Source organism: Syntrophorhabdus sp. (assembly GCA_012719415.1).
Lineage (GTDB): Bacteria > Desulfobacterota > Syntrophorhabdia > Syntrophorhabdales > Syntrophorhabdaceae > Delta-02.
In genome coordinates this window covers 34798-55459 of the sequence record JAAYAK010000247.1, presented here as the reverse complement: position 1 = coordinate 55459, position 20662 = coordinate 34798, and the positions used below count along the sequence as shown (strand labels likewise).

The following is a 20662-nucleotide window of genomic DNA, read 5'->3' as shown; positions in this document are numbered from 1 at the left end:
CTTTTGCAAATTCCTGTTTTATGGTATATTAGGGAATAAAACAGGGGAAAGAGAGGATTGTTGGACGAGAAGACCGATGAAGGATTGTTGCGGCTGTCCTTCGATGACATAAACGTGGCAAGAAGCCTCTTCGGGCCGCGCGAAGAGAACATCAAGTACCTCAGGAAATACTTCAATATCAAGGCGAGCATCCGTGGCAATCATCTCACCCTCATAGGGGGGAAGAAGGACATTGAAGACACGGGGAAGGTCATAAACGAGCTTCACGGCATCGTGAAGAAAGGCCTTCCTGTGAACGTTTCCGATATCGACCACGCCGTACGGTTCGTCGTCAATGCCCACGAGACGGCCGGTGACATGGAGAAGGACCAGATATACATCGCCGGCTCCAGGAAGCTTATCACCCCCAAGAGCACCAACCAGAGGCAATATGTCCATGCGATGAACAAGTACGATGTCGTGATCGGCATCGGCCCGGCCGGCACGGGCAAGACGTACCTCGCGATGGCGATGGCCCTTGCCGCCTATTACAGGCGCGAGGTGTCGAGGATCATCCTCACACGTCCCGCGATAGAGGCGGGTGAAAAGCTGGGGTATCTTCCGGGCACCATGTACGAGAAGGTCAACCCCTACCTGAGACCCCTCTATGACGCCCTCTACGACATGGTCGACATGGACCGTGCCACGCGGCTCATAGAGAGGGGGGTCATCGAGATCGCTCCGCTTGCCTTCATGCGTGGCAGGACCCTCAACGACGCCTTCATCATCCTCGATGAAGCCCAGAACACCGCCTCGGAACAGATGAAGATGTTCCTGACGAGGCTTGGTTTTTCATCGAAGACGGTAATAACCGGCGATATCACCCAGATCGACCTTGCCGACAAGAAAACGAGCGGCCTTGTGGAGGTCAGGAGCATTTTGAAGGGCGTCAAGGGGATCAAGTTCGTCTATTTTACCGAAAAGGACGTCGTGCGCCATCCTTTGGTGCAGAAGATAATCAAGGCCTACGAGGCGCGGCGCCTGGAACTGGAGGAATCGAGGAATGCAGAACGGAAAGGATAAACCTCCCTCGTACCTCCGCTACGCGAAACTGATCATCCTTGTTTGCCTGACCCTTGCCCTCGCCCTCATCGTCAGCATAAAGAACCCCTTCTTCATTGCCGAATACCAGCTGGGCGACATAGCCAGGGAGAACCTGCGGGCGCCGATGGACTTTTCCGTACCCGGCACCGACGTCACGGTGAAGAAAGGCGAGGTGATCGTGCGGGAGGGCGAGAGGATCAACGCGGACCACCTTTCAAGGATAGCCGTGTACAACACGCTCGAGAGGCGCGAGGTCTTTGCCGTCACGAAGTTCGCGGCCGTCTTCATCCTTCTCTTTCTCCTCATAGCCATCCTGTACGAATACTCGGAGAAGAACATCAAGAAGTTCTATCTCTCGAAGAAGGACCTTGTCTTCTGTTCCGTTTTCACCGTCTTTTGCGTGGCCCTGGTGAAGTCCTTTCACCTGATCTTCGAGAGCTATGCGCAGAACCGTCTCGAGGACCTCTTCTACATCATACCCGTCTTTGTCTTTGCGATGGTGGTGCGCATCGTCCTTTTCTCGGAGATCGCCATCATCTTTTCCCTTGTTTATTCCGCGGCTCTGGCCTTTTCCTTCGACGGCAGCCTGCGCATTTTCCTGTACACCTTCGCGGGCTCCATACTGGGGGCATACTTCTCAGGCAAGTGTGAGAACCGCAATACCATCCTCAGGGCGGGCATTTTCACGGCCTTCCTGATGTGCTTTTTCATGCTTGCCGCCGATGTTTTCACGGGCCGGTCATCGGGAAGCGTGGCCTTGAGAATTGCGTTCGTGATCGTCAACGGCATCGCCGGCAGCTTTATCGTCCTCGGGCTCCTTCCCGTCATTGAAAGTCTTTTCGACTACACGACGGACATAAAGCTCCTGGAGCTTGCCAACCTTGAGCACCCCCTCCTCGGAGACATGATGCTCAACGCTCCGGGGACCTACCATCACAGCATAGTCGTCGGCAACCTTTCAAAGGCGGCGGCCGAGGCCATCGGTGCCCACCCGCTTCTGACACGGGTCGCGGCGTACTATCACGATATCGGAAAGCTGAAGATGCCCCATTATTACATCGAGAACCGGACCGGTTCCGAGGATGTCCACTCCGGTATCACCCCGAACATGAGCGCGCTCATCATCATGTCCCACGTGAAGGAGGGAGTGGATCTGGCAAGGGAATACAGGCTCGGGCGAAGGTTGACGGGCATCATACAGGAACACCACGGCACCAGCCTCACGAGTTTCTTCTACACCAAGGCCAAGGGAAAGGAAGATCCGCTTCTCCACGTGATCGAGGAGAAGGACTTCCGGTACCCCGGTCCCAAGCCCCAGACGAAGGAGGCGGGGATCATCATGCTCGCCGACGCGGTGGAAGCCGCGTCGAGGGTCCTCGAGGACCCCACGCCCAAGAGGATCGAGAACCACGTCCAGCGCATCATAGAGGGCATATTCCTCGACGGCCAGCTTGACGAGTGCGAACTGACCCTCAAAGACCTCCACGCGATCCAGAAGAGCTTCATCACGATACTCATCGGGATCTTCCACCATCGTATCGAATACCCGGAAAGGACACAAAATGGCGGTTCTGATAAGAAACTCCCAAAGACTGATGAAGCTCAAGCGAAAGGCGATCGGCGAGGTAACAGGGGAATTGCTGGCCTCTTTAAAGCTTCACAATAGGGACCTCAGCATACTGCTCGTGGATGACAGGCGAATCGCGCTGATGAACAGGGACCTTTTCGGCAAGGACCGTTCCACGAACGTGATCTCTTTTTCCTATCTCGACGGAATGCCCGGCGAGGCCGTCGGCGACATCGTCATTTCCGTGCAGCGCGCCGCCGATGAGGCTCGCGAGGCGGGCATTCCCTTCTATGAAAGGTTTTTTGGCCTTATTGTCCATGGCCTTGTTCACATCCTGGGTTATGATCATACGAAAGGGAGCTCGGAGGCGAGGAGAATGCGTTACCGGGAAAGGAAGCTCATGAAGGTTGTCCTGGCGCATCCTGCCTACCTGGCACTTGTCGATGGATAGTCGACATTTCAACAACCCTTTTGCGTCCATTGCCGCAAGATACGGCCATGCATTGCTGTCGGGGGCCATGCTTGCCCTCATACAACCGCCGGTGTCTCTCTTTCCCCTTGCCTTTATCGCCCTGGTGCCGCTTCTCGGAGCCATCGACAGGGACGACCTTCTCCTGTCGTTCAAGCGGGGATTCGCCGCCGGGGTTGTAGCCTGGCTCGGCATCATCTACTGGGTCGTTGTGGCCATGAACAGCTACGGGGGCATCAATATCCCGTTGAGCGTGCTTATCCTCTTTCTCTTCGCGCTCTACCTTTCCCTGTACATGGCGATCTTCACCGTTTCCTGCGCGTACCTGGAGAAGAGGACCTCCGTTCCGGCGTACCTCCTCGCCGCCCCCGTGTGGGTGGTGCTGGAGTACGCGAGGGGAGCCGTCATGACGGGTTTCCCCTGGGCCTTCCTCGGCCACTCGCAATACACGTTCCTTCCTTTCATCCAGGTGGCTTCCATAACGGGGACATATTTCATCTCCTTCCTGGTAGCGGCGGTGAACGGCATAGTCTTTTCCCTGTGGACCCGCAAAAAGGTGTCCCGCGTATGGACGATGGCGGTGGCCGTTCTCATCGCCTCTTCCCTGGCCTATGGTTTCGTGAGGCTTCAGGACAGGGACGCCGAGCCGTTCAGGGCGGCGATCGTGCAGGGGAACGTCGGTCAGGACGTGAAATGGGACGACGCCTTCAAGATGATGACCGTCAGCAAGTACTACCGGCTGAGCTTCGGACTCGCGCAGAACTCCGACCTCATCATCTGGCCCGAGACAGCGATGCCGTTCATCATCGAACGTGACATTCACGCGTACAAATACGTGAGGGCGGTGCCCGCCATGCTCAGATCCCGGCTTCTTTTCGGAACGGTGGGGCTCGGGGCGGAAGGCAAGCTTTTGAACAGCGTCCACTACGTCGACGGGGAGGGACGGACCGCGGCGATATACAACAAGGTCCACCTTGTCCCTTTCGGAGAATATACCCCGATCGTTTCCTATTTCCCCTTCCTTGCGAAGATCACCGCCATCGGGGCGGACTTTATCCCCGGGGAGGGGCACAGGCCCATCTCAACGGATGCGGGAAGGGTCGGCATACTCGTCTGCTTCGAGGGGATATTCCCCTATATCACCAATGAAACCGTGAGGGAAGGGGCAGAGGTCCTCGTGAACGTCACCAACGACGCCTGGTACAACAGGACGTCGGCGCCTTTTCAACATTTCGTCTTCTACGTCTTCCGGGCAATTGAAACGGACAGGTATGTATTGCGGGCCGCCAACACGGGCATCAGCGCCGTTATCGACCCCAGGGGCCGTGTTCGGGGGAAGACCCCCATTTTCACGGAGGAGGTCCTGAGGGGCGGCTACGCGCTCAAGGATACCATGACGTTCTATGTGCGGTATGGAGACTATTTCATCATCCTGTGCCTTGCCTTTCTGGCCGGCATGGTTGTCGCGGGAATATACCGACGGAAGAGATTTGATGACCGACGGCCAAAGAAGGCGTAGGGGTTCAACGGGCCGTTGATATGGCCGGTTCCCGGAGCGGCTTCTGTTCCGCCGCCACCCCCTCTTTCACGTCATCCCGGCGCAGGCCGGGAACCAGGAAACACCTTCCCATGACGGAAAGTGAGCGAAGGAAAGACAGAAAGGTCTAGACCGGAACTTGCAGTCCTTCCCCTGCCGGCCGGTCTACTCCGGGCTATGTCTCCTGGATCCCGGCCTGCGCCGGGATGACGGGAAAAGCAGACTGTCAAAGGGTCAAGAGGTCAAAAGTTCTAAGGGTAGAGGCGAAAAGAAGAAGAGGGAGACCGTATTCTTCAGACCTCTATTTCCGACAGGCATTCCAGCAGGTTGCGGGCTGCGTTCTGCTCCGCTTCCTTCTTGCTTTTCCCCGTACCCCGTGCCTTGTGCTCCTTTCCGATGAAGACCATGACGGCGAAGCCGTCCCTGATCTTCCGGGGGAACTTGTACCGGGGCAGGACACCCCATTTCTTCTGAGAGAGCTCCTGAAGGATGTTCTTGGGATTCTTTTCGGTGAGCTTTTCCTCGGTGAAGTAGGCCGAGAAGAGTTTGCGGATGATCTTTGAGGTGTTCCTGATCCCGCTGTCGAGGTAGAGCGCCCCGATCAGCGCCTCGACCATGTTGGAAAGCACCTTCGATTCCTCGGGAACGCTGCCATCCCCGTTGCCATAGCTCATGTGGCGGTCGAGGTTGATCTCCTTCGCTATGGCCGTCAGGGTTTCCCGCTTGACGAGGCTCGAACGGGCGTTGCTCAGGAAGCCCTCGTCCCTGCCGCGAAATCGCTTGTAGAGGATGATGCTGATGACCGTGTTGAGGATGGCGTCCCCGAGAAATTCCAGCTTTTCATTGTCCGAACGGCGGGCCTCCCGCTTCTCGTTGAAGCAGGAACTGTGTGTGACCGCCTGGTTGTATAGTTCCCTGTTCCTGAATGTGTAGCCGATGGTTTCTTCGAGGGTAGGCTTCTTGTGGGACACGATCTAGGGCACCGATTATTTTCCAAGGAAGGCGTTTGAAGGAAAGACCGGGATGTGTCATCCCGGTCTTTCCATGCCTTGCGTTCCCTATTTGATCTTGAATGCCTCTTCCATGCCGGAGTACTGCTTTCTCAGTTTCGGTTTCTCTATCTTGCCTGTGGGATTGCGCGGGACATCGCCGAAGAAGACCTTTCTCGGCCTTTTGTACCGTGGCAGCGGCTCGCAGAACTTGATGACCTCTTCTTCGGTCATGGTCTCCCCGGGCTTGAGCTCTACGACGACGGTGACGATCTCTCCCAGACGGTCATCGGGGATACCGATGGCTGCCGCATCCTTGATCTTTGTGTTCGTGTAGAGGAAATCCTCCACTTCGACGGGGAAGACGTTCTCGCCGCCGGTGATGATGATGTCCTTCTTCCTGTCGACGAGCCAGATGAAACCATCCTCGTCCTCGCGGGCCATGTCGCCGGTGTAGAGCCAGCCGTCGATGAGGGTCTTCTTCGTTGCCTCGGGGTTCTTGTAGTACTCGCGCATCACGCCGTTGCCGCGGACGACGAGTTCGCCGGGCTCGCCCTGCTTCAGGGTGTTGTTATTCTCGTCGACGATCTTGAACTCCCAGTTGAAGCCGGGAATGCCGATGGCGCCGATCTTGTGCTCATTGCCGAGCCCCAGGTGCACGCAGCCGGGCCCCGTGGATTCACTGAGGCCGAAGTTGGTGTCGTAGTCCATCGTAGGGAAGTATTCCTTCCAGTGCTTGATGAGCGCCGGGGGAACGGGCTGCGCCCCGATGTGCATGAGGCGCCACTGGTCGAGCTTGTAGTTGGAGGGCTTGATCTCGCCCTTGTCGAACTTGAGGAGGATATCCTGTGCCCAGGGAACGAGGAGCCACACGATGGTGCCGCCTTCCTCGCTCACCGCCTCGAGGGTCCATTCCGGCGACACGCCCTTCAGTATGACCGCCTTGCTGCCGACGATGAAGCTGCCGAACCAGTGCATCTTGGCGCCCGTGTGATAGAGCGGCGGGATGAGGATGAAGCAGTCCTTTTTCGTCTGCTTGTGGTGGGCGTTCTCGGTCACGCAGGCGCAGAACATGTTGTTGTGGGTGAGCAGAATGGGTTTCGGCTGACCCGTGGTGCCCGAGGTGAAGTAGAGCCCGCACTCGTCCGTGGGGAGAAGGGTGACGTTGAGGTTTGCCGCGGACCCGGAAGCGACGAGTTTGTCAAAGGATTCCGCCCACGCCGGGACGTTGTCGCCCACACAGATATACTTCTTCACCGTCGGGAGATCGCCCTTTATTGCCTCGATCCTGCCGGCAAACTCTTCATCGAAGACCATGATCGTCGGTTCCGCGACATCGCTGCAGTACTTGACGTCCTCCGAAGTGAAACGGAAGTTGAGAGGCACCACCCAGGCCCCTGTTCTGATGATGCCGAAGTAGGCAACGAGCCACTTGGTGGAGTTGTTCATGAAGTGGACGATCTTGTCCCCCTTCTTTGCCCCCATTTTCGCGAGGGCGTTGGAGAACTGGTTCGCCTGATCGTCAAACTGCTTCCAGGTGAGTTCGACCCTTTTCTTTTCCGCGGGTGTGCGCTCGACGAGGGCAACGTCGTTGGGATACATGCGCGCGTTGCGTGCCAAGATTTCACCTATGTGCGTGAAGACTTCTGCCATGGCAAGACCTCCTGAATGTATTTGATATGTGGTTTTTACTTTCCTGTTGACAAAGAATCCTAAATCTTTTTATCATGCTGATGGGACCTAAAGCAATAAAAAAAAAGCGTTTCATCAAGGAGGGTTATTATGAATTTCGCAATGTTTTCGGGGCTCAATGCGAGCAAATTCCCACAGAGAGAGTTCATCATCGAGAGCTATCCATCAAAGAAACAGCGCCGGAGTCTCACGTGGAAGGAGTTTGATGACCAGGCGAACAGGATCGCCAATTACCTCATCAAGGATTGCGGCATCAAGAAGGGTGATATCGTCCTTCATCTCATGATGAACTGCATGGAATGGTATGCCAGCTACATCGCGGTTCTCAAGACGGGTGCAACGGTAACGCCGCTGAACTTCCGTTTCGCCAGCGCCGACATCAAATATGCCGCCGATGTCACAAAATGCAAGGTCTTCATGTTCGGCGAGCAGTTCAACGCAAGGGTCGAGCCCATCATGAAGGACATGGATTACTGCAAGAGCTTTATTTGTCTCGGCGACACCATCCCCGCCGGCACGAAATCATATAAGGAGATCGCGGAAAAGGGCGACGCCACAGCGGTTTGTTTTGAAACGGCCGATGACGACATGGCGGAGCTCATGTTCACCTCAGGCACGACGGGAGCGCCCAAGCCGGTCTCCCACACCCATCAGAGCCTCTTCTACATCGGCATAGGCAACGCGCTCACTTACAACGAAGGGTACAACAGCGTATACCTGTCACCCCACCCCTTCTACCACAGTGGTACCCTGTTCCTCTCCTTCCCGTGCTACATCGCGGCAGGCAAGGTTCTCATGGCGATGGAGACGCAGCCGGAATTCTATCTCAGGAGCATGGCCGATGAGAAATGCACAGGTGGCTGGAACACGGTGCCGACATGGTCGGACGTGATCAACGCCCTCAAGACGGGCCAGATCAGTCTCAAGGACTACGACCTCTCCGCGCTTCGCCACATCGAGATAGGCGCCCAGCCGGTGCCCTACATCCTTCTTGAGGATTCCAAGAAGTTCTTCCCCAACCTGCCCATCGCCAACATATACGGCATCACCGAGGGCGGCGGCGGAGGCCTCACCAACTGCTACGATGAGGACATCATGAGAAAACCGGGCTCCATCGGGAAGGCGACGGTCTTCATGGATGCGAAGGTTGTCGACAGCGAAGGGAAGACGCTGCCCGCGGGCGGCGTGGGCGAGCTCCTCCTCAAGGGCCCCCGTCTCATGAAGGAATATGCCTTCAACCCGGAAATGACGGCAAAGACGATAAAGGACGGCTGGCTGTACACGGGCGACCTTGCCTACATGGACGAAGAGGGTTTCATCTTCTTCGCCGACAGGGCCAAGGACCTCATCATCAGGGGCGGCGAGAACATCTTCCCCGCCGAGATCGAGGACGCGCTGCGCAAGCATCCCAAGATCATGGACGTCGCGGTCCTCGGGTACCCACACCCCAGGCTCGTGGAGATCGTCATGGCCATCATCCAGCCCAAGGAAGGCGAAACGATCGCCGATGAGGAGATCATCAACTTCGTCAAGGAAAAGGGTCTCGCGAAGTACAAATGGCCCGAAAAGATGATATACACCACCATCCCCCGCAACCCCGCCGGAAAGATCGAAAAACCGAAACTCCGCGACATGTACGTGAAACCGGCAAAGGAAGCGATGGAGAAAGAATTCAAGAAACAGTAACAAAGACTATCTGAAAGACGAGCGCCCGCCGACATAAGGCGGGCGCTTTTTTTGCGCGACGGGGAGGGCGAAACACCCCATCTCACGCCTGTTTGTGGCCCTGATCGTGGGGTAAGAGCGGGGGCGACGCTCAAAAGCATTATCTCTCGCCCGCTTCGCTCAAGATCGCAGAGGACGCGGAGAGAGACTAAAAGAGAGAAAAGATTGCCGCCGGATTTTGAAGCCTCCCAAAATCCGGCGGCCTTCTCGTCCCGCCGTTCCGGCGGGAGAGAAACAAAATAGTATTTGTTTCTTATCCTGAAGAAGTTATCCCCCCCATCTTCCCTGTAGTCATAGGTCCTATAATCATCCTCCAACCCCCAGACGCCCATCCCCTCCCCATCACTCCCATCTGAAGAGAAACCTCTTCTTTCCCTCCCGTCGGAGACGGGATGCAAAGCCGGCCGGATTTTGGGAGGCTTCGAAATCCGGCCGAACCTTTTCTCTGCGTCCTTTGCGGGCTTGAGTGAGGAGCGCAAGCGACGAACGGGCGAGAGGCAAGGTTTCTTGCTTTCTACTTTTCGATGACGATAAGTGGTTTCTTTGCCGGGTCGAGCCAGTGGATGAGCGTGAGGATGTCTTCTTCCGAGATGGCCACACAGCCTGCGGTGGGGGTGGTCTCGTCCTTGCGGATGTGGAGGAAGATGGCGCTGCCGCGGCCGGGGATGACGGGGTCGGTGTTGTATTCGATGACGATGCCGTACTTGTATCGGTCATCGGCAAGGACCATGTCCTCGAAGGAGCGGGCAGCCGTTTCTCCGCGTTTCTTGAGCCGGTTGTAATCGGGGGAGTCGGGATCGTCGACCCAGATGTCCTCGGGCGTCATCGGGCGGTAGGGCATGGCGGAGCCGATGGCGAAGGGGTAGCCGAAGACAAAGCCGAGGGGATATACGCCCACGGGTGTCCGGCCATCGCCTTCGCGTTTAGCGCCGTCCCCGGCAAAACCGTTCCTGCCCGTCATGGCGGGCACGGGGCCGAAGAGAAGGGTCCACGTGCCGCCTTTGCTTTCAAATGCATGGAGGGTGGAATTGTGGGGCAATGGTCCGCTATTTCGGACGAGGATGAGGTGAGAAGTGTCCGGCCATCGTCGGGCGAGTGTTTCCTTCATAGTTTCCGACAGCGCGACCGCGGCCACCGTCATCTCACTCGATCCTCGGGCGGCACCGGGGTTCGCCTGAAGCATGGAAGCGAATAAGAGGACGATGAGAAGAACAACGCCCGGGACGATGTGTCTCGCACCATGATGTACCTGCCGGGAGAATGGCGCCGTTCTTCTTCTCTTCCCATCACCCATTACCCATTACCCGCCCCTCTCACATGTCAAATACCATCTTCTGGACCTGCAGTCCCTTGACGGCTCTCAGCTTCGATTCCATGTCTGCCACCGCCGTGTCGCCTCCGTACACCTCGAGGATGATAAGGCCTCCGGGGGCGCAGAGGTTCTCGTTGACCTCATGGAGCCCGAGGCGCGTCTTGATGTAGCAGCCGCATTCGGTGAGTATCCTCTGGAAGTCGGCGGCATTCTCGACCCTGTTGCTAAGCCCTATACCCAGAACATAACGCTTTCCCATAACACCCTCCTCCAAGAAAAGTCTCAGGTTTCACGTTTCAGGTCTCAAGCAAAAGACCTGAATGCGTCCTATTGGTCCTATATGTCTTATAGGTCCTATCTCTCCTATTCGTCCTATCACTCTCAAATATGCACAAACGCCTTTTTCACCGTTTCCTCCCGCACCGGGCGCGTCGCCAGGGATACGACGACGAAGACTATAAGGCCTATGGGCAGAGCTATCACCTGGGGGTCTATCATGTTCCAGGGGTGGCCCGCAAGGGTTTCTGTATCGAAGAGCCTTCTGCACAGGCCGAAGGCCTTTGCCTCCTGCTCGTGGAAGAAGAGCATCCAGATGAGGGATACGAAGAAACCGGACAGTATGCTTGCCTTGGCCGCCGGTTTCGTGCCCCGCCTCCAGTAGAGGCCGAAGAGGTAGACGGGGATGAAGGTCGCGCCGCAAAGACTGAAGAAGAACGCCGTTGCGACGGCGACGATGCTCTCGGGCAGGATAAGGCCGATGATAAGGGTGGCGAAGATGCTGAAGACGATGCCCACCCTCGTCACTATCGTTGTCTCCGCCACGGATTTTCCTTTCAGCAGGGCCTGCTCGAAGATGTCGCGGGAGAGCGACGTGCCCAGGGCATGGAACTGGCTGCTTCCGGCGCTCATGGCGGCCGACATGAGGGCGACGAGGAAGAGGGCGACGAACCACTGGGGATAGAAGCGGTCGATGTAGAGGGGGATTATCTTGTCCACGTTTCCCTGCACGGCATGTATGGGAAGTTCCGTGTACGTGTTGTAGAAGAATGTGTTCGTCAGTGCCCCCACCGCGTAAGCGATCCCCGTGGTGCAGAGGATGAATATGGCCGTGAAGGGCACGGAACGGTTGATCTCCCTGTCCGATTTGAGCGTCATGAAGCGGACGTTGAGCTGGGGCTGGCCGATGACACCGATGCCCACGCCCATGATCATCGTTGTCAGCACATACCACCAGATGGAGGAGAAGGTCGCGGGCATGGAGGTGAAGCCCCTGTGCCCCGCCTCCTTCAGGAACTGGGGGACGTAGGGGGTTACGGTGTCGAGCGACCGGTGTGCCTCCGATATGCCCCCCAGGGAATAGTAACTGGTTATCCCGATGGCTATCATGGAGACGACCATGATGACACCCTGGAAAGCACTCGTGTAGAGGACCCCTTTAAGGCCTCCCCAGATGACGAAACAGGAGGTCATGAGAAGGAAGGCGAGAAAGGCGGTGGAAAAGGGAACACTGAGGTAGACCTCGATGAACCGGGAGATGCCTATCAATACGGCGGCGGTGTAGACGGGCATGAAGATGAGGATCATGAGGCCCGAGAAACCCTGGACGAACCTCGATTCGTAGCGCCTGCCGAGCAGCTCCGGGAAGGTGTGGGCATCGAGAGCCTTTCCCATCTTCCGGGTCCGCTTGCCGAATATAACGAAGGCGATGAAGACGCCCACCATGATATTGAGGAAGGAAAGCCAGGTGAGACCGAACCCGTACAGGGCGCTCACGCCACCGAAACCGATGATGGCCGACGTGCTGATGTACGTGGCGCCATAGGAGAGACCCATCGTGACGGGGTGGACCTGGCGTCCGGCAAGGAGATAATCGGAGACCGTCACCGTCCTGCGATACCCGAGCCAGCTGAAGTATACCGTAACGGCGAGATAGATGAGGGTGAATGTTATGAGGTAGAACATGGGGCCCTAGGGGAGCTTCTCGATAAGCTCTATCTCTTCCCGTTCCCACTGGATCTCTTCCCGCCAGTCCCCTTCCTTCTCGACGCCGCCCCTGTTCCAGTTGCGGATGCCGTAGAGGATACAGAAGAGGGCGGAGAGGATCGTGAGGGCGAAACCGGCAAATACCCAGGGGTCCAGAAAACCGAGCATCATGCTAATGATTAGCACGGGTTTTTTTTGACTGTCAAGCAATAATGTGCCACAAGGGGTTGACATGCCCGACAGCAGGGGTAAAATAGAGTGTAGCGTATGAAATAACTCGGGTTCAAAGACGGCATGGCCGTTTTTGAAGGGTTACAGGATGGTCGGGCCGCCATCTCCCACGGGAGACGGCGGCCCTTTTCATTCTCACAAAGGAGGGTTTTATGAGAAAGATAGTGATCTGCGCAATGGTCTTGGCCGCTGTTTCGTTGCTGTGCATTCCCGCCGGTGTGTCGGCCTTCAACGCCCAGGATGTGCAGAAGCTCAACACGACGAACAAGTGCAGCAAGTGTGACCTGTCCGGGGCGAACCTCGAGGGGATCGATCTCTACGGGGCAAGGCTGGACGGGGCCAACCTGTCGGGCGCCAACCTGAAGGGGACTCTCTTCAATGACGCGGACCTCAGGGGTGCGAATCTCAAGGGCGCGTCCACGGACAAGGAGACGAGTTTTTCCGGGGCCAAGCTCTCCGAGGCTGTCTGGATGGATGGCTCGAAGTGCAAGTCGGGACAGATAGGAAGGTGCAAGTAAGCAGCGCAAAGAGGTCGGGTGACACGCACGGAGCGGCCCCGGTAATATAGGCTTGGACTTTGGGGGCGCATCGGGTTAGAATAATGGGGTCTCCATTCGATGTGTAATGTCATGCGAGGTCCCATGAGATATTTTCTTGCCGTCTTGCTTGTGTGCGTGCTTGCCGCCTGTACCGGTTGTTCGAAGGGCGAGGACAACGGGACAACGGCCGGCGATTACTACAGGCAGGCGTACCAGTTCATCGACGCGGGGCATCCCAGGGAGGCCATTGATCTTCTCAACCTCGCCATCAAGAAGGACCCCAACTACTACGAGGCATACTACAACCGCGGCGTTGTCTTCTATCTCCTCAAGGATTATCAGAAGGCCGTCGATGATTTCTCGAAGGCCATTGCCATCGACCCGAAAAACTCCTCGGCGTACGCAAGCCGGGGGGAGGTGCACGAGATCATGCGGGAGAACGAAAAGGCGTACAGCGATTACAGAACGGCTGCGCGGATGGGCAATGGTGAGGCGCGGAAATATCTGACGTCGAAGGGAATGTCCTGGTAGTCCCTATTTCTTCCTGAACTTGCTGTAGATGAAATACGCGAGGAGTCCCACTCCTGCAGCCAGCCACGCGACGGTGTATATCTCCACGTTCCCTCCGTTTCAGGTCTCTATGGTGTTTCCGGTCCCAACCCCTCGTACAGGTTGAAAGAAAAGAGGGGCTCGTGAAAGCCCCTCTTGGTGTTCGTTCCACACGATATCAGTTCTTTGCCGGGAAAAGCCGGTCCAGCAGCTCCTGGGAGGGTTTCTTCGTGATGGCGCTGACGACGAAATAGATTATGCCGCAGCCGATAACGAGCCACCACTCGAAGGTCCCGAGGCCGACCTCCTTCTTGAAGAGGACCTTCCATCCGCCGTAGATGCTCATGCCCGTCCCGTAGACGACACAGCAGAAAGCGCCCCACTTCGTGGCGCCCTTCCAGTAATAGGAGACCGCCGTCACGAAGAAGAAGATCGCACCGAGACCCATTGCCGCGAGGCCCATGAAGATGGACAAAAGCGGCGGCGGGTTGACGAGCGTCCAGTAGAAGGGCAGGAAGAGGAACAGCGCGATGAGGAAGTAACCAAGGTACAGCATGGACTTGTCCGATACCTGCGGCCACCACAGCTTGATGACGTCGCGGGTTATGTTGGCGCTCATGATAAAGACCATGCCGGCGAGCGTGGAAAGTGCCGCCGCGAAAAGACCCATGACGTAAAGCGTCATCAGGGGAATGCCGCCGACGGCGAAGGCAAGCTCAGGTGCAGCGAGGTCCGCCGCCCAGGGCTTGACCTTGAGGAGGTTTGGCCCGTAGATCATCCTGGCGACAAGACCGTTGCTCGAACAGTCGAGCATGATGGGGACGCCGGCGATGAGGTAGACCATGATGATCAGTGTCCAGTAGCCTTTCTTGTTCAGGGTGCCCATGCCGAGGAAACGGCTCACGTTATGGGGAAAGCCGATCGCCATGGTGAAGAAGATGACCGGGCAGGCAAGTATGCCGACGAGGCTCGAGAAGAGCTGTGTCGGACCAACCTGCGGCAATTCCGGTCGTATGAGCTTGATGAGCGCGGGGCCCACCTTCGGTTCCATGTAGAGCTTTGAGGATATTTCATAGAAGCCGCCGGCCCAGATGATCGCCCATATGCCGAGAAGCGCCCCGACAAAGCCGAGGAATGCGCCCTGGAAGGCCATGGACCACTGGGTGCCGACGTAGCCGCCGAGCACCATGTAGAGCCAGGCGATGAAGATGGACAGGAGCAAACACCACACCGCGGGAAGACCCGTGGTGGCGTACCACACGCCGCCTGCCGCCTTGAGCTGACCCACGGAGTACATGAAGAGGAAGTAGAGCATGCAGATGGCGACGACGGTCTGGAGCATCTTGCTCTCAAACCTTCGGCCGATCGTCTCAGGCAGCGTGGCCGCGCCGAGTTTCTTCGAAAAGGAGGCCGTCTTGACGGCGGCGAGCCAGCAGCACGGGATGAGGCCGAGAAGGCTCCAGATGCCCGCGAACCACATCCCCGAGAAACCGACGGCGTATACGACACCCGTGCTTCCGGCGAAGGCCCAGCCCGAGAGGTAGGACGCCGACAGGGCGCAGCCCGTCACGACAGGTCCGATGTCCCGTTTACCGACAAGATATTCCTCGAAGGAGCCTTTTGCCACCTTCCTCTTGCTCAAAATTCCGAGGACGATGGAGACAAGAAGCATCAACCCAACGCCGATGCTGCCCCATATCGCCATTTCCGCTGATGGTTTTTGAAAGTCGAGATACGTTATCGGATTCATTCCTTCCACCCCCTTGTTATGAGCCAGGTGCCGATAAAGGTCATGAGAAAGAGTCCGATGATGAGAACCCACCACACATACCAGGATGCCATCAATACCGATGCATCGGGAAGTGTGACGGGAGGTACTACTGGTGCTGTTGGCTGCATAATAACCCCCTTTGCGTTTTTAAAAACACATTTCCCCTACTGAAGGTAAGTCCCACCTCCTTTCAGCAAACTGTTATCAAAAAAAGAGGACACGTGAAAAAATGAAACCGTTGTTGTCGCTACAACGGTATGGATATAGTGATAGACTTGATATTCCAAACGCCCCCTTCCCCTTTATAATAATAAATCATAGTGTTCTAAGGATAAATGTCAAGAAAAAAATCCCGTCCCCGCCGGGCGCGGAACGCTACTAGAAAAGGAAGTATACAGTATATCAACGGGATGTGGCGACATTGTACAAAAAAGCATTTGGAGTGGATTGGCGCCCGGCGCCCTTAAGTCTCAGAGTCTCACGGACACCGTTTTCGATATGCCCTGCTCTTCCATGGTGATACCGTATATCATGTCCGAGTACTCCATGGTTATCCTGTTGTGGGTGATGAAGATGATCTGGGACTTGAGGCTCATCCCCCGTATGATGTCGAGGAGGCCCGCGAGGTTCGCGTCGTCGAGCGGCGCGTCTATCTCGTCCATGAGGGCGAAGGGGCTTGGCTTCGTGTCCATGAGGGCAAGAAGGAACGCGAGCGATATGAGGGCCTTTTCGCCGCCCGAGAGAAGCTCCATCCTGGTAACCTTCTTGCCCGGAGGCTGGACGAAGAGGTCGACGCCGGCCTGTTCCGCGTTGATCGCGAGGTGTCCTTTGCCGCCCTTGAAGAGGAGGTCGGTGAACCGCGAGAAGGCGCTGTTCACCTTGTCGAAGGTCTCCGAGAAGAGTTCCTTCGTGAACTGGTCGATCTTCGTTATCGTTTTCCTGAGGGATTCCATCGCTGCAAGGAGGTCTTCCTTCTGCTTGTCCAGAAAGGAGATCCTCTCCTTCAGTTCAAGGTATTCCTTCTCGGCCCTGAAATTGATCTCGCCCATTTCGGCTATCCTCGCGGTGAGCGATTCCCGTTCCTTTTCTATATCGGAGGGCAGCTGCACCGTTATCTCGTCGGGCTGCTCGATGCCATATGTGCCGGCGAGGTGCTCGACGATGGTGAGGCGCTTCTCTTCGAGGACGGCGAGGTCTTTCTCGGCATTCTCTTTCCTGGCACGGACCCGTTCGATCTCCTTGCCAAGGGTGTCGATGGATTCCTGGAGCGTCTGTTTCTGGGCGTGAAGGTTGCCAAGCATCGTCTTGAGATCCTCGAACCTCGCGACATGCTTTTGCAGGTCCGCCTCAAGCTCCTCGTATGACCGCTCCATGTATCGTATCTTCTGCGTGCGTCCCTCGATGTCCCTGTTGATGGCCGCGTATTTTTCCGTGAGCCCCTGTGCCTTCTGGGCAAGTGACCGAATGGCTGCCTCGGAGCGTTCCCGGTTGTCGCTGATGGATTTGAGCATGTTCATCTTTCTCTCGATCTCGATCGTGACCGCGTGCCATGCCGACTGCGCCGCCTCATGCTCTTTCTTCAGCCCTGCCAGCGTCTCCCTGAGCCGGGTCATGGAGGCCTCTATGGCGGTCTTTTCCTCCTCCCGGCGTCTGCGGTCGGAGATGAGGGGTTCGAGCATTTCGGGGCCCGTGTCGTCGGGAGATTCGGTCATCGCCTGAAGTGCCGTGAGCCTGTCGGCGGTATTTTTCCATTGCGCTTCCGCCATGAGGAGGTCCTTCTCGAGCGTCCGTGCCCTTCCTTCCTCTCCCTCGCGGGCCGCGCGGGCGGAGCGGCACTTTGCGTCACAGGCCTCGAGACGGGGCTTCAAACCCGCAAGGGCGCTGCCGTGGCGTTCCACGTCGGCCGTGAGGGTCTGCAGCTCCTTCTCGAGCTTCAATTTCTCCCTGAACTGTCTCACGTCGATCTTCTTCGATGCCCCACCGGTGAGGACGATGCCCCGGGAGTCGACATAGACATCGTCATTGATGAATATCCCTTCCTCGCCGGCAGCGACCCGCGAGAGGGCCTCATCGATGTCCGCTATCCAGGTAACGTCCATCTCGACATCGTTCCCGGCCTTCCTGAAAATCCCTTTCGGGGGAAAGAACACGCGGTTGCCTTCCCGGTCCCGGACGGCCGAGGCCACGGCCTCCATGGAACCGCTTTTCACGACCTCGTACTCGAGCTCTTCGGAGAAGAACCTTTCCAGCGCCTTGATCCTCGACTCTTCCGTCCTGATAAGGTTGACGAGCCGGTCTTCCGCGCGTACCGCGTCCTCGGGGCCGTCGATGTACCCGCCAAGCTGTTTGAGGAATTCTTCCTTGACCCGTTTCTCGCTCCGCGCGCTCTCGACGAGGGCCCTCTGCCTCTCCATCTCCTTGAGGATGTCCTCACGCTCGCCCGTGGCGGCCGATTCCCTGGCGGAGAGGGACTCCTTTTCCCTGAGCGCTCCCTGCAGGGTGTCGTGAAGGGCCTTGCGCTTCGCGTCGAGGGACGCGAGGAGCGTTTCGAGTTCCTTGACCTCAACCGCCTGGCGCTCCATGCGCCTGCGCCTCTCCTCGGCCTGCCGCTCGATCTGCGCTATCCTGTTGCGTGTCTCCGTGAGGGCGCTCATGGAGACGAAGAGCTTCGTGCGGGCCTCCTCGAGGGCCTTCTCGTGCTCCTCGATGTTCGTCTTGAAGCCCTGCGCGATATCCCGGGTCCGCGCCTCTTTCCCCTTTTCCTCTTCCAGCTCGCCTGTCAGGGCCCCGCTTCTTTCCCGGAGGGCTTCCATCTCTTTCTCGTGGCGCGCCGTCTCCGTGGCGATGGAGGACTCTTCTTCCGCGAGCCCCTTGAGGGACGCCTCGAGGCGTTTCACCTCTTCGCCCAGGTACTCTATCTCGAGAAGGCGGCTCTCCATGTCCTTCTCTTTACTCTTGAGGTCGACCTCCAGCTGCCTGATGATGTTGTCGGTGAGGGCGAACTCGCTCTCCTTTGCCTCGAACTCCTCCCGGACCGTCGATCTATCAGCTTCCTTCTGGAGTATCTCTTCCTCGAGGTCTGTCTGCCGCTCGCGGACCTTTGCCATGCGCTTGACGAGCTTCGCGTACCCGTCGAGGAGGAGCTGTCTGTCTATCTCGTGCAGTCTGTCGGCCAGTTCCTGGTACGCCTTCCATCGCTCCCATTCCTGCTCCGCCTTGCCGAACGAAGCGGTGACCTCCCGGTATATGTCGTCGATGCGTTCCAGGTTCGACGTCGTCTCTTCCATGCGGTTCACGGCGTCCCGTTTCTTCTCCTCGAACCGCGTTATCCCGCTTGCCTCTTCGATGACGATGCGCCGCTCGGCGGGTTTCATGCTGATCAGGGCCTCGATGCGTCCCTGCTCGATGATGGCGTAGGAATTCGTGCCAAGGCCCGTTCCCAGGAAGGCGTCCTGCACGTCCTTCAATCGGACGATCTTGCCGTTGAGGGAATATTCGTTCGTGCCGTCCCGGTATATCCGTCTCTTTACGACGAACTCCCTGTCCCCTTCCGTGAGATCGAGGGTCACCTCGGCGATGTTGACGGGTCTCTTCCCGTTGCTGCCGTGAAAGATGACGTCGCCCATGTCCTTGACCCTCAGGCTCTTCGTGCCCCTCTCGCCAAGGACCCAGACGATGGCGTCGACTATGTTGCTCTTGCCGCAGCCGTTGGGCCCGACGATGGACGTGATCCCCTCGCCGAACTGGAAGACGGTGCGGTTGAGAAAGGATTTGAAACCGAATATCTCGAGTCTGGCCAGTTTCATTGGATCGATTCGACGGCTCGCGCCAGTCTCTTCTCCACGGCCTCTTTGCCCAGAATGGCGATGACCTCGAATATCCCGGGGCTCACGGTCCTGCCGCAAAGGGCCACCCTGACGGGCTGGATGATACCGACGGGCTTGGCATTGTACTTCTTCGTCAATCCCTCGATGAGGACCTTGAGGCCCTCCTCTTCGTCCATGGAGGCGATGTTCTTGAGGCCTTCGGCAAAATCGACGAGAATGGGTTTCGTTGCCGGAGTGAGGAACTTCGCGCGGGCGGCCTCATCGAAGGCGAAGTCATCACGGAAGAAATACTCCGCCATCTGCGCCATCTCCCTGAGGGTCCGCGCGCGCTCGCGGAGGTTGACGACGACCCTGACGAGACGGCTGTCGGCGGTGGCCTTTATCCCCATGCCTTCGAGAAAGGGCAGGAGCCTCCCGGCGATGTCCTCGGCGGGAAGGGTCTTCAGGTAGTGGCCGTTGAGCCAGGTCAGCTTGTCCATGTCGAAGACGGAAGGCGACCTTCCCACATTGGGAAGATCGAACTTCTCGATCAGTTCCTGCCGGCTGAATATCTCCTGGTCGCCGTGCGCCCAGCCGAGACGCGCCAGGTAGTTCATGAGAGCCTCGGGCAGAAATCCGTCGTTGCGGTATTCCAGGAGGGACGTGGCGCCGTGGCGCTTGGAGAGGCGGGCCTTGTCCTTTCCGTGGATGAGGGGCACGTGGGCGAACTGCGGGACGGGATACTTGAGGGCCTCATAGATAAGTATCTGCCGCGGGGTGTTGTTGATGTGGTCGTCGCCGCGGACGATGTGCGTGATGCCCATCAGCGCGTCGTCGATGACGACGGTGAAGTTGTACGTGGGCGTGGAGTCGGTCCGGAAGATGATAAGGTCGTCGAGCTCCTCGCATTTAAAGGTGATCCTGCCGCGGATGAGGTCCGTGAAGCTCACCTCGCCGTCTACGGGACTGCGGAAACGGATGACGAAAGGCTTGCCTTCATTGGAGGTGTCACCGGCGGGAAGGTCACGGCACGTCCTGTCATAGTGGGGCTTGCCGCCCTCCTTGAGCGCCTTCTTTCGTTTCTCCTCGAGCATTTCCGCGGTGCAGTAGCATTTGTACGCGTATCCCTGATCGAGGAGCCTGTAGGCGTGCTCCCGGTACAGGTCCATGCGGTCCATCTGGTAGTATGGTCCCTCGTCCCAGTGAACACCGAGCCAGGAGAGGCCGCCGAGTATGTCTTTCACATACTCTTCCTTCGACCGTTCGACGTCGGTGTCCTCTATCCTGAGGACAAAGACCCCCCCGTGATGTTTCGTATAAAGATAGTTGAAAAGAGCGGTCCGGGCGCCGCCTATGTGGAGGTTCCCCGTTGGACTCGGCGCGAACCTTGACTTGACCATTATTGTGTC

The 20662-nt window shown here is 57.5% G+C and carries 17 protein-coding genes; 7 read left to right on the top strand and 10 right to left on the bottom strand.

Going from position 1 to position 20662, the window contains the following annotated elements:
- The first annotated feature begins 57 nt into the window (after nt 1–57).
- The 4 genes from GXX82_14930 to lnt are packed head-to-tail and all read left to right on the top strand — an operon-like array spanning nt 58 to nt 4638.
- The gene (locus tag GXX82_14930; GenBank protein NLT24333.1) at nt 58–1062 is read left to right on the top strand and encodes a PhoH family protein; all 1005 of its coding nucleotides are present in this window, start codon (nt 58–60) and stop codon (nt 1060–1062) included.
- Nucleotides 1043–2749, top strand: a complete 1707-nt coding sequence (locus GXX82_14925) for an HDIG domain-containing protein (protein ID NLT24332.1) — start codon at nt 1043–1045, stop codon at nt 2747–2749. The genes GXX82_14930 and GXX82_14925 overlap by 20 nt, the downstream gene beginning before the upstream one ends.
- A complete protein-coding gene (ybeY, locus tag GXX82_14920; GenBank protein NLT24331.1) occupies nt 2679–3101 on the top strand; it encodes an rRNA maturation RNase YbeY in 423 nt (140 codons plus the stop codon). Before GXX82_14925 ends, ybeY begins: the two co-directional genes overlap by 71 nt.
- A complete protein-coding gene (gene lnt / locus GXX82_14915; protein NLT24330.1) occupies nt 3094–4638 on the top strand; it encodes an apolipoprotein N-acyltransferase in 1545 nt (514 codons plus the stop codon). The genes ybeY and lnt overlap by 8 nt, the downstream gene beginning before the upstream one ends.
- Nucleotides 4639–4949: 311 nt before the next feature.
- Here lnt and rnc read toward each other — a convergent pair whose 3' ends face one another.
- Nucleotides 4950–5627 carry a ribonuclease III gene (gene rnc, locus GXX82_14910; protein NLT24329.1) on the bottom strand — a complete coding sequence of 226 codons (678 nt, stop codon included), beginning with the start codon at nt 5625–5627 and terminating at the stop codon, nt 4950–4952.
- A gap of 87 nt (nt 5628–5714) precedes the next feature.
- On the bottom strand, nt 5715–7298 hold the full coding sequence (locus tag GXX82_14905) for an AMP-binding protein (protein NLT24328.1): 1584 nt from the start codon (nt 7296–7298) through the stop codon (nt 5715–5717).
- Nucleotides 7299–7427: 129 nt separating this feature from the next.
- On the opposite strand from GXX82_14905, the gene GXX82_14900 reads away from it, so the two are divergent.
- Entirely contained in the window at nt 7428–9023 is a 1596-nt protein-coding gene (locus GXX82_14900; protein NLT24327.1) for an acyl--CoA ligase, read from the top strand.
- 553 nt (nt 9024–9576) lie between these two features.
- Here the strand turns inward: GXX82_14900 and GXX82_14895 are convergent.
- From GXX82_14895 to GXX82_14880, 4 genes are all read right to left on the bottom strand, one after another.
- On the bottom strand, nt 9577–10356 hold the full coding sequence (locus tag GXX82_14895) for a L,D-transpeptidase family protein (protein ID NLT24326.1): 780 nt from the start codon (nt 10354–10356) through the stop codon (nt 9577–9579).
- Between the two features lie 19 nt (nt 10357–10375).
- Entirely contained in the window at nt 10376–10633 is a 258-nt protein-coding gene (locus GXX82_14890) for a hypothetical protein (GenBank protein ID NLT24325.1), read from the bottom strand.
- Nucleotides 10634–10755: 122 nt separating this feature from the next.
- Nucleotides 10756–12336, bottom strand: coding sequence for a sodium:solute symporter family protein (locus GXX82_14885; GenBank protein NLT24324.1), 1581 nt, complete (start codon nt 12334–12336; stop codon nt 10756–10758).
- A gap of 6 nt (nt 12337–12342) precedes the next feature.
- The gene (locus GXX82_14880; protein ID NLT24323.1) at nt 12343–12528 is read right to left on the bottom strand and encodes a hypothetical protein; all 186 of its coding nucleotides are present in this window, start codon (nt 12526–12528) and stop codon (nt 12343–12345) included.
- Nucleotides 12529–12740: 212 nt separating this feature from the next.
- Between GXX82_14880 and GXX82_14875 the strand changes: the two genes are divergently transcribed.
- Entirely contained in the window at nt 12741–13106 is a 366-nt protein-coding gene (locus GXX82_14875) for a pentapeptide repeat-containing protein (GenBank protein ID NLT24322.1), read from the top strand.
- Between the two features lie 123 nt (nt 13107–13229).
- Entirely contained in the window at nt 13230–13658 is a 429-nt protein-coding gene (locus GXX82_14870) for a tetratricopeptide repeat protein (GenBank protein ID NLT24321.1), read from the top strand.
- A 196-nt stretch (nt 13659–13854) separates the two neighbouring features.
- Here GXX82_14870 and GXX82_14865 read toward each other — a convergent pair whose 3' ends face one another.
- The 4 genes from GXX82_14865 to gltX form a co-directional block, all read right to left on the bottom strand.
- Nucleotides 13855–15426, bottom strand: a complete 1572-nt coding sequence (locus GXX82_14865; GenBank protein NLT24320.1) for a sodium:solute symporter family protein — start codon at nt 15424–15426, stop codon at nt 13855–13857.
- Nucleotides 15423–15575 carry a hypothetical protein gene (locus GXX82_14860; protein NLT24319.1) on the bottom strand — a complete coding sequence of 51 codons (153 nt, stop codon included), beginning with the start codon at nt 15573–15575 and terminating at the stop codon, nt 15423–15425. Before GXX82_14860 ends, GXX82_14865 begins: the two co-directional genes overlap by 4 nt.
- A 342-nt stretch (nt 15576–15917) precedes the next feature.
- The gene (locus GXX82_14855) at nt 15918–19253 is read right to left on the bottom strand and encodes an AAA family ATPase (protein ID NLT24318.1); all 3336 of its coding nucleotides are present in this window, start codon (nt 19251–19253) and stop codon (nt 15918–15920) included.
- Nucleotides 19250–20653: a glutamate--tRNA ligase gene (gltX, locus tag GXX82_14850; protein NLT24317.1), complete on the bottom strand. Its 1404-nt coding sequence runs from the start codon at nt 20651–20653 to the stop codon at nt 19250–19252. Before gltX ends, GXX82_14855 begins: the two co-directional genes overlap by 4 nt.
- Nucleotides 20654–20662 lie beyond the last annotated feature (9 nt).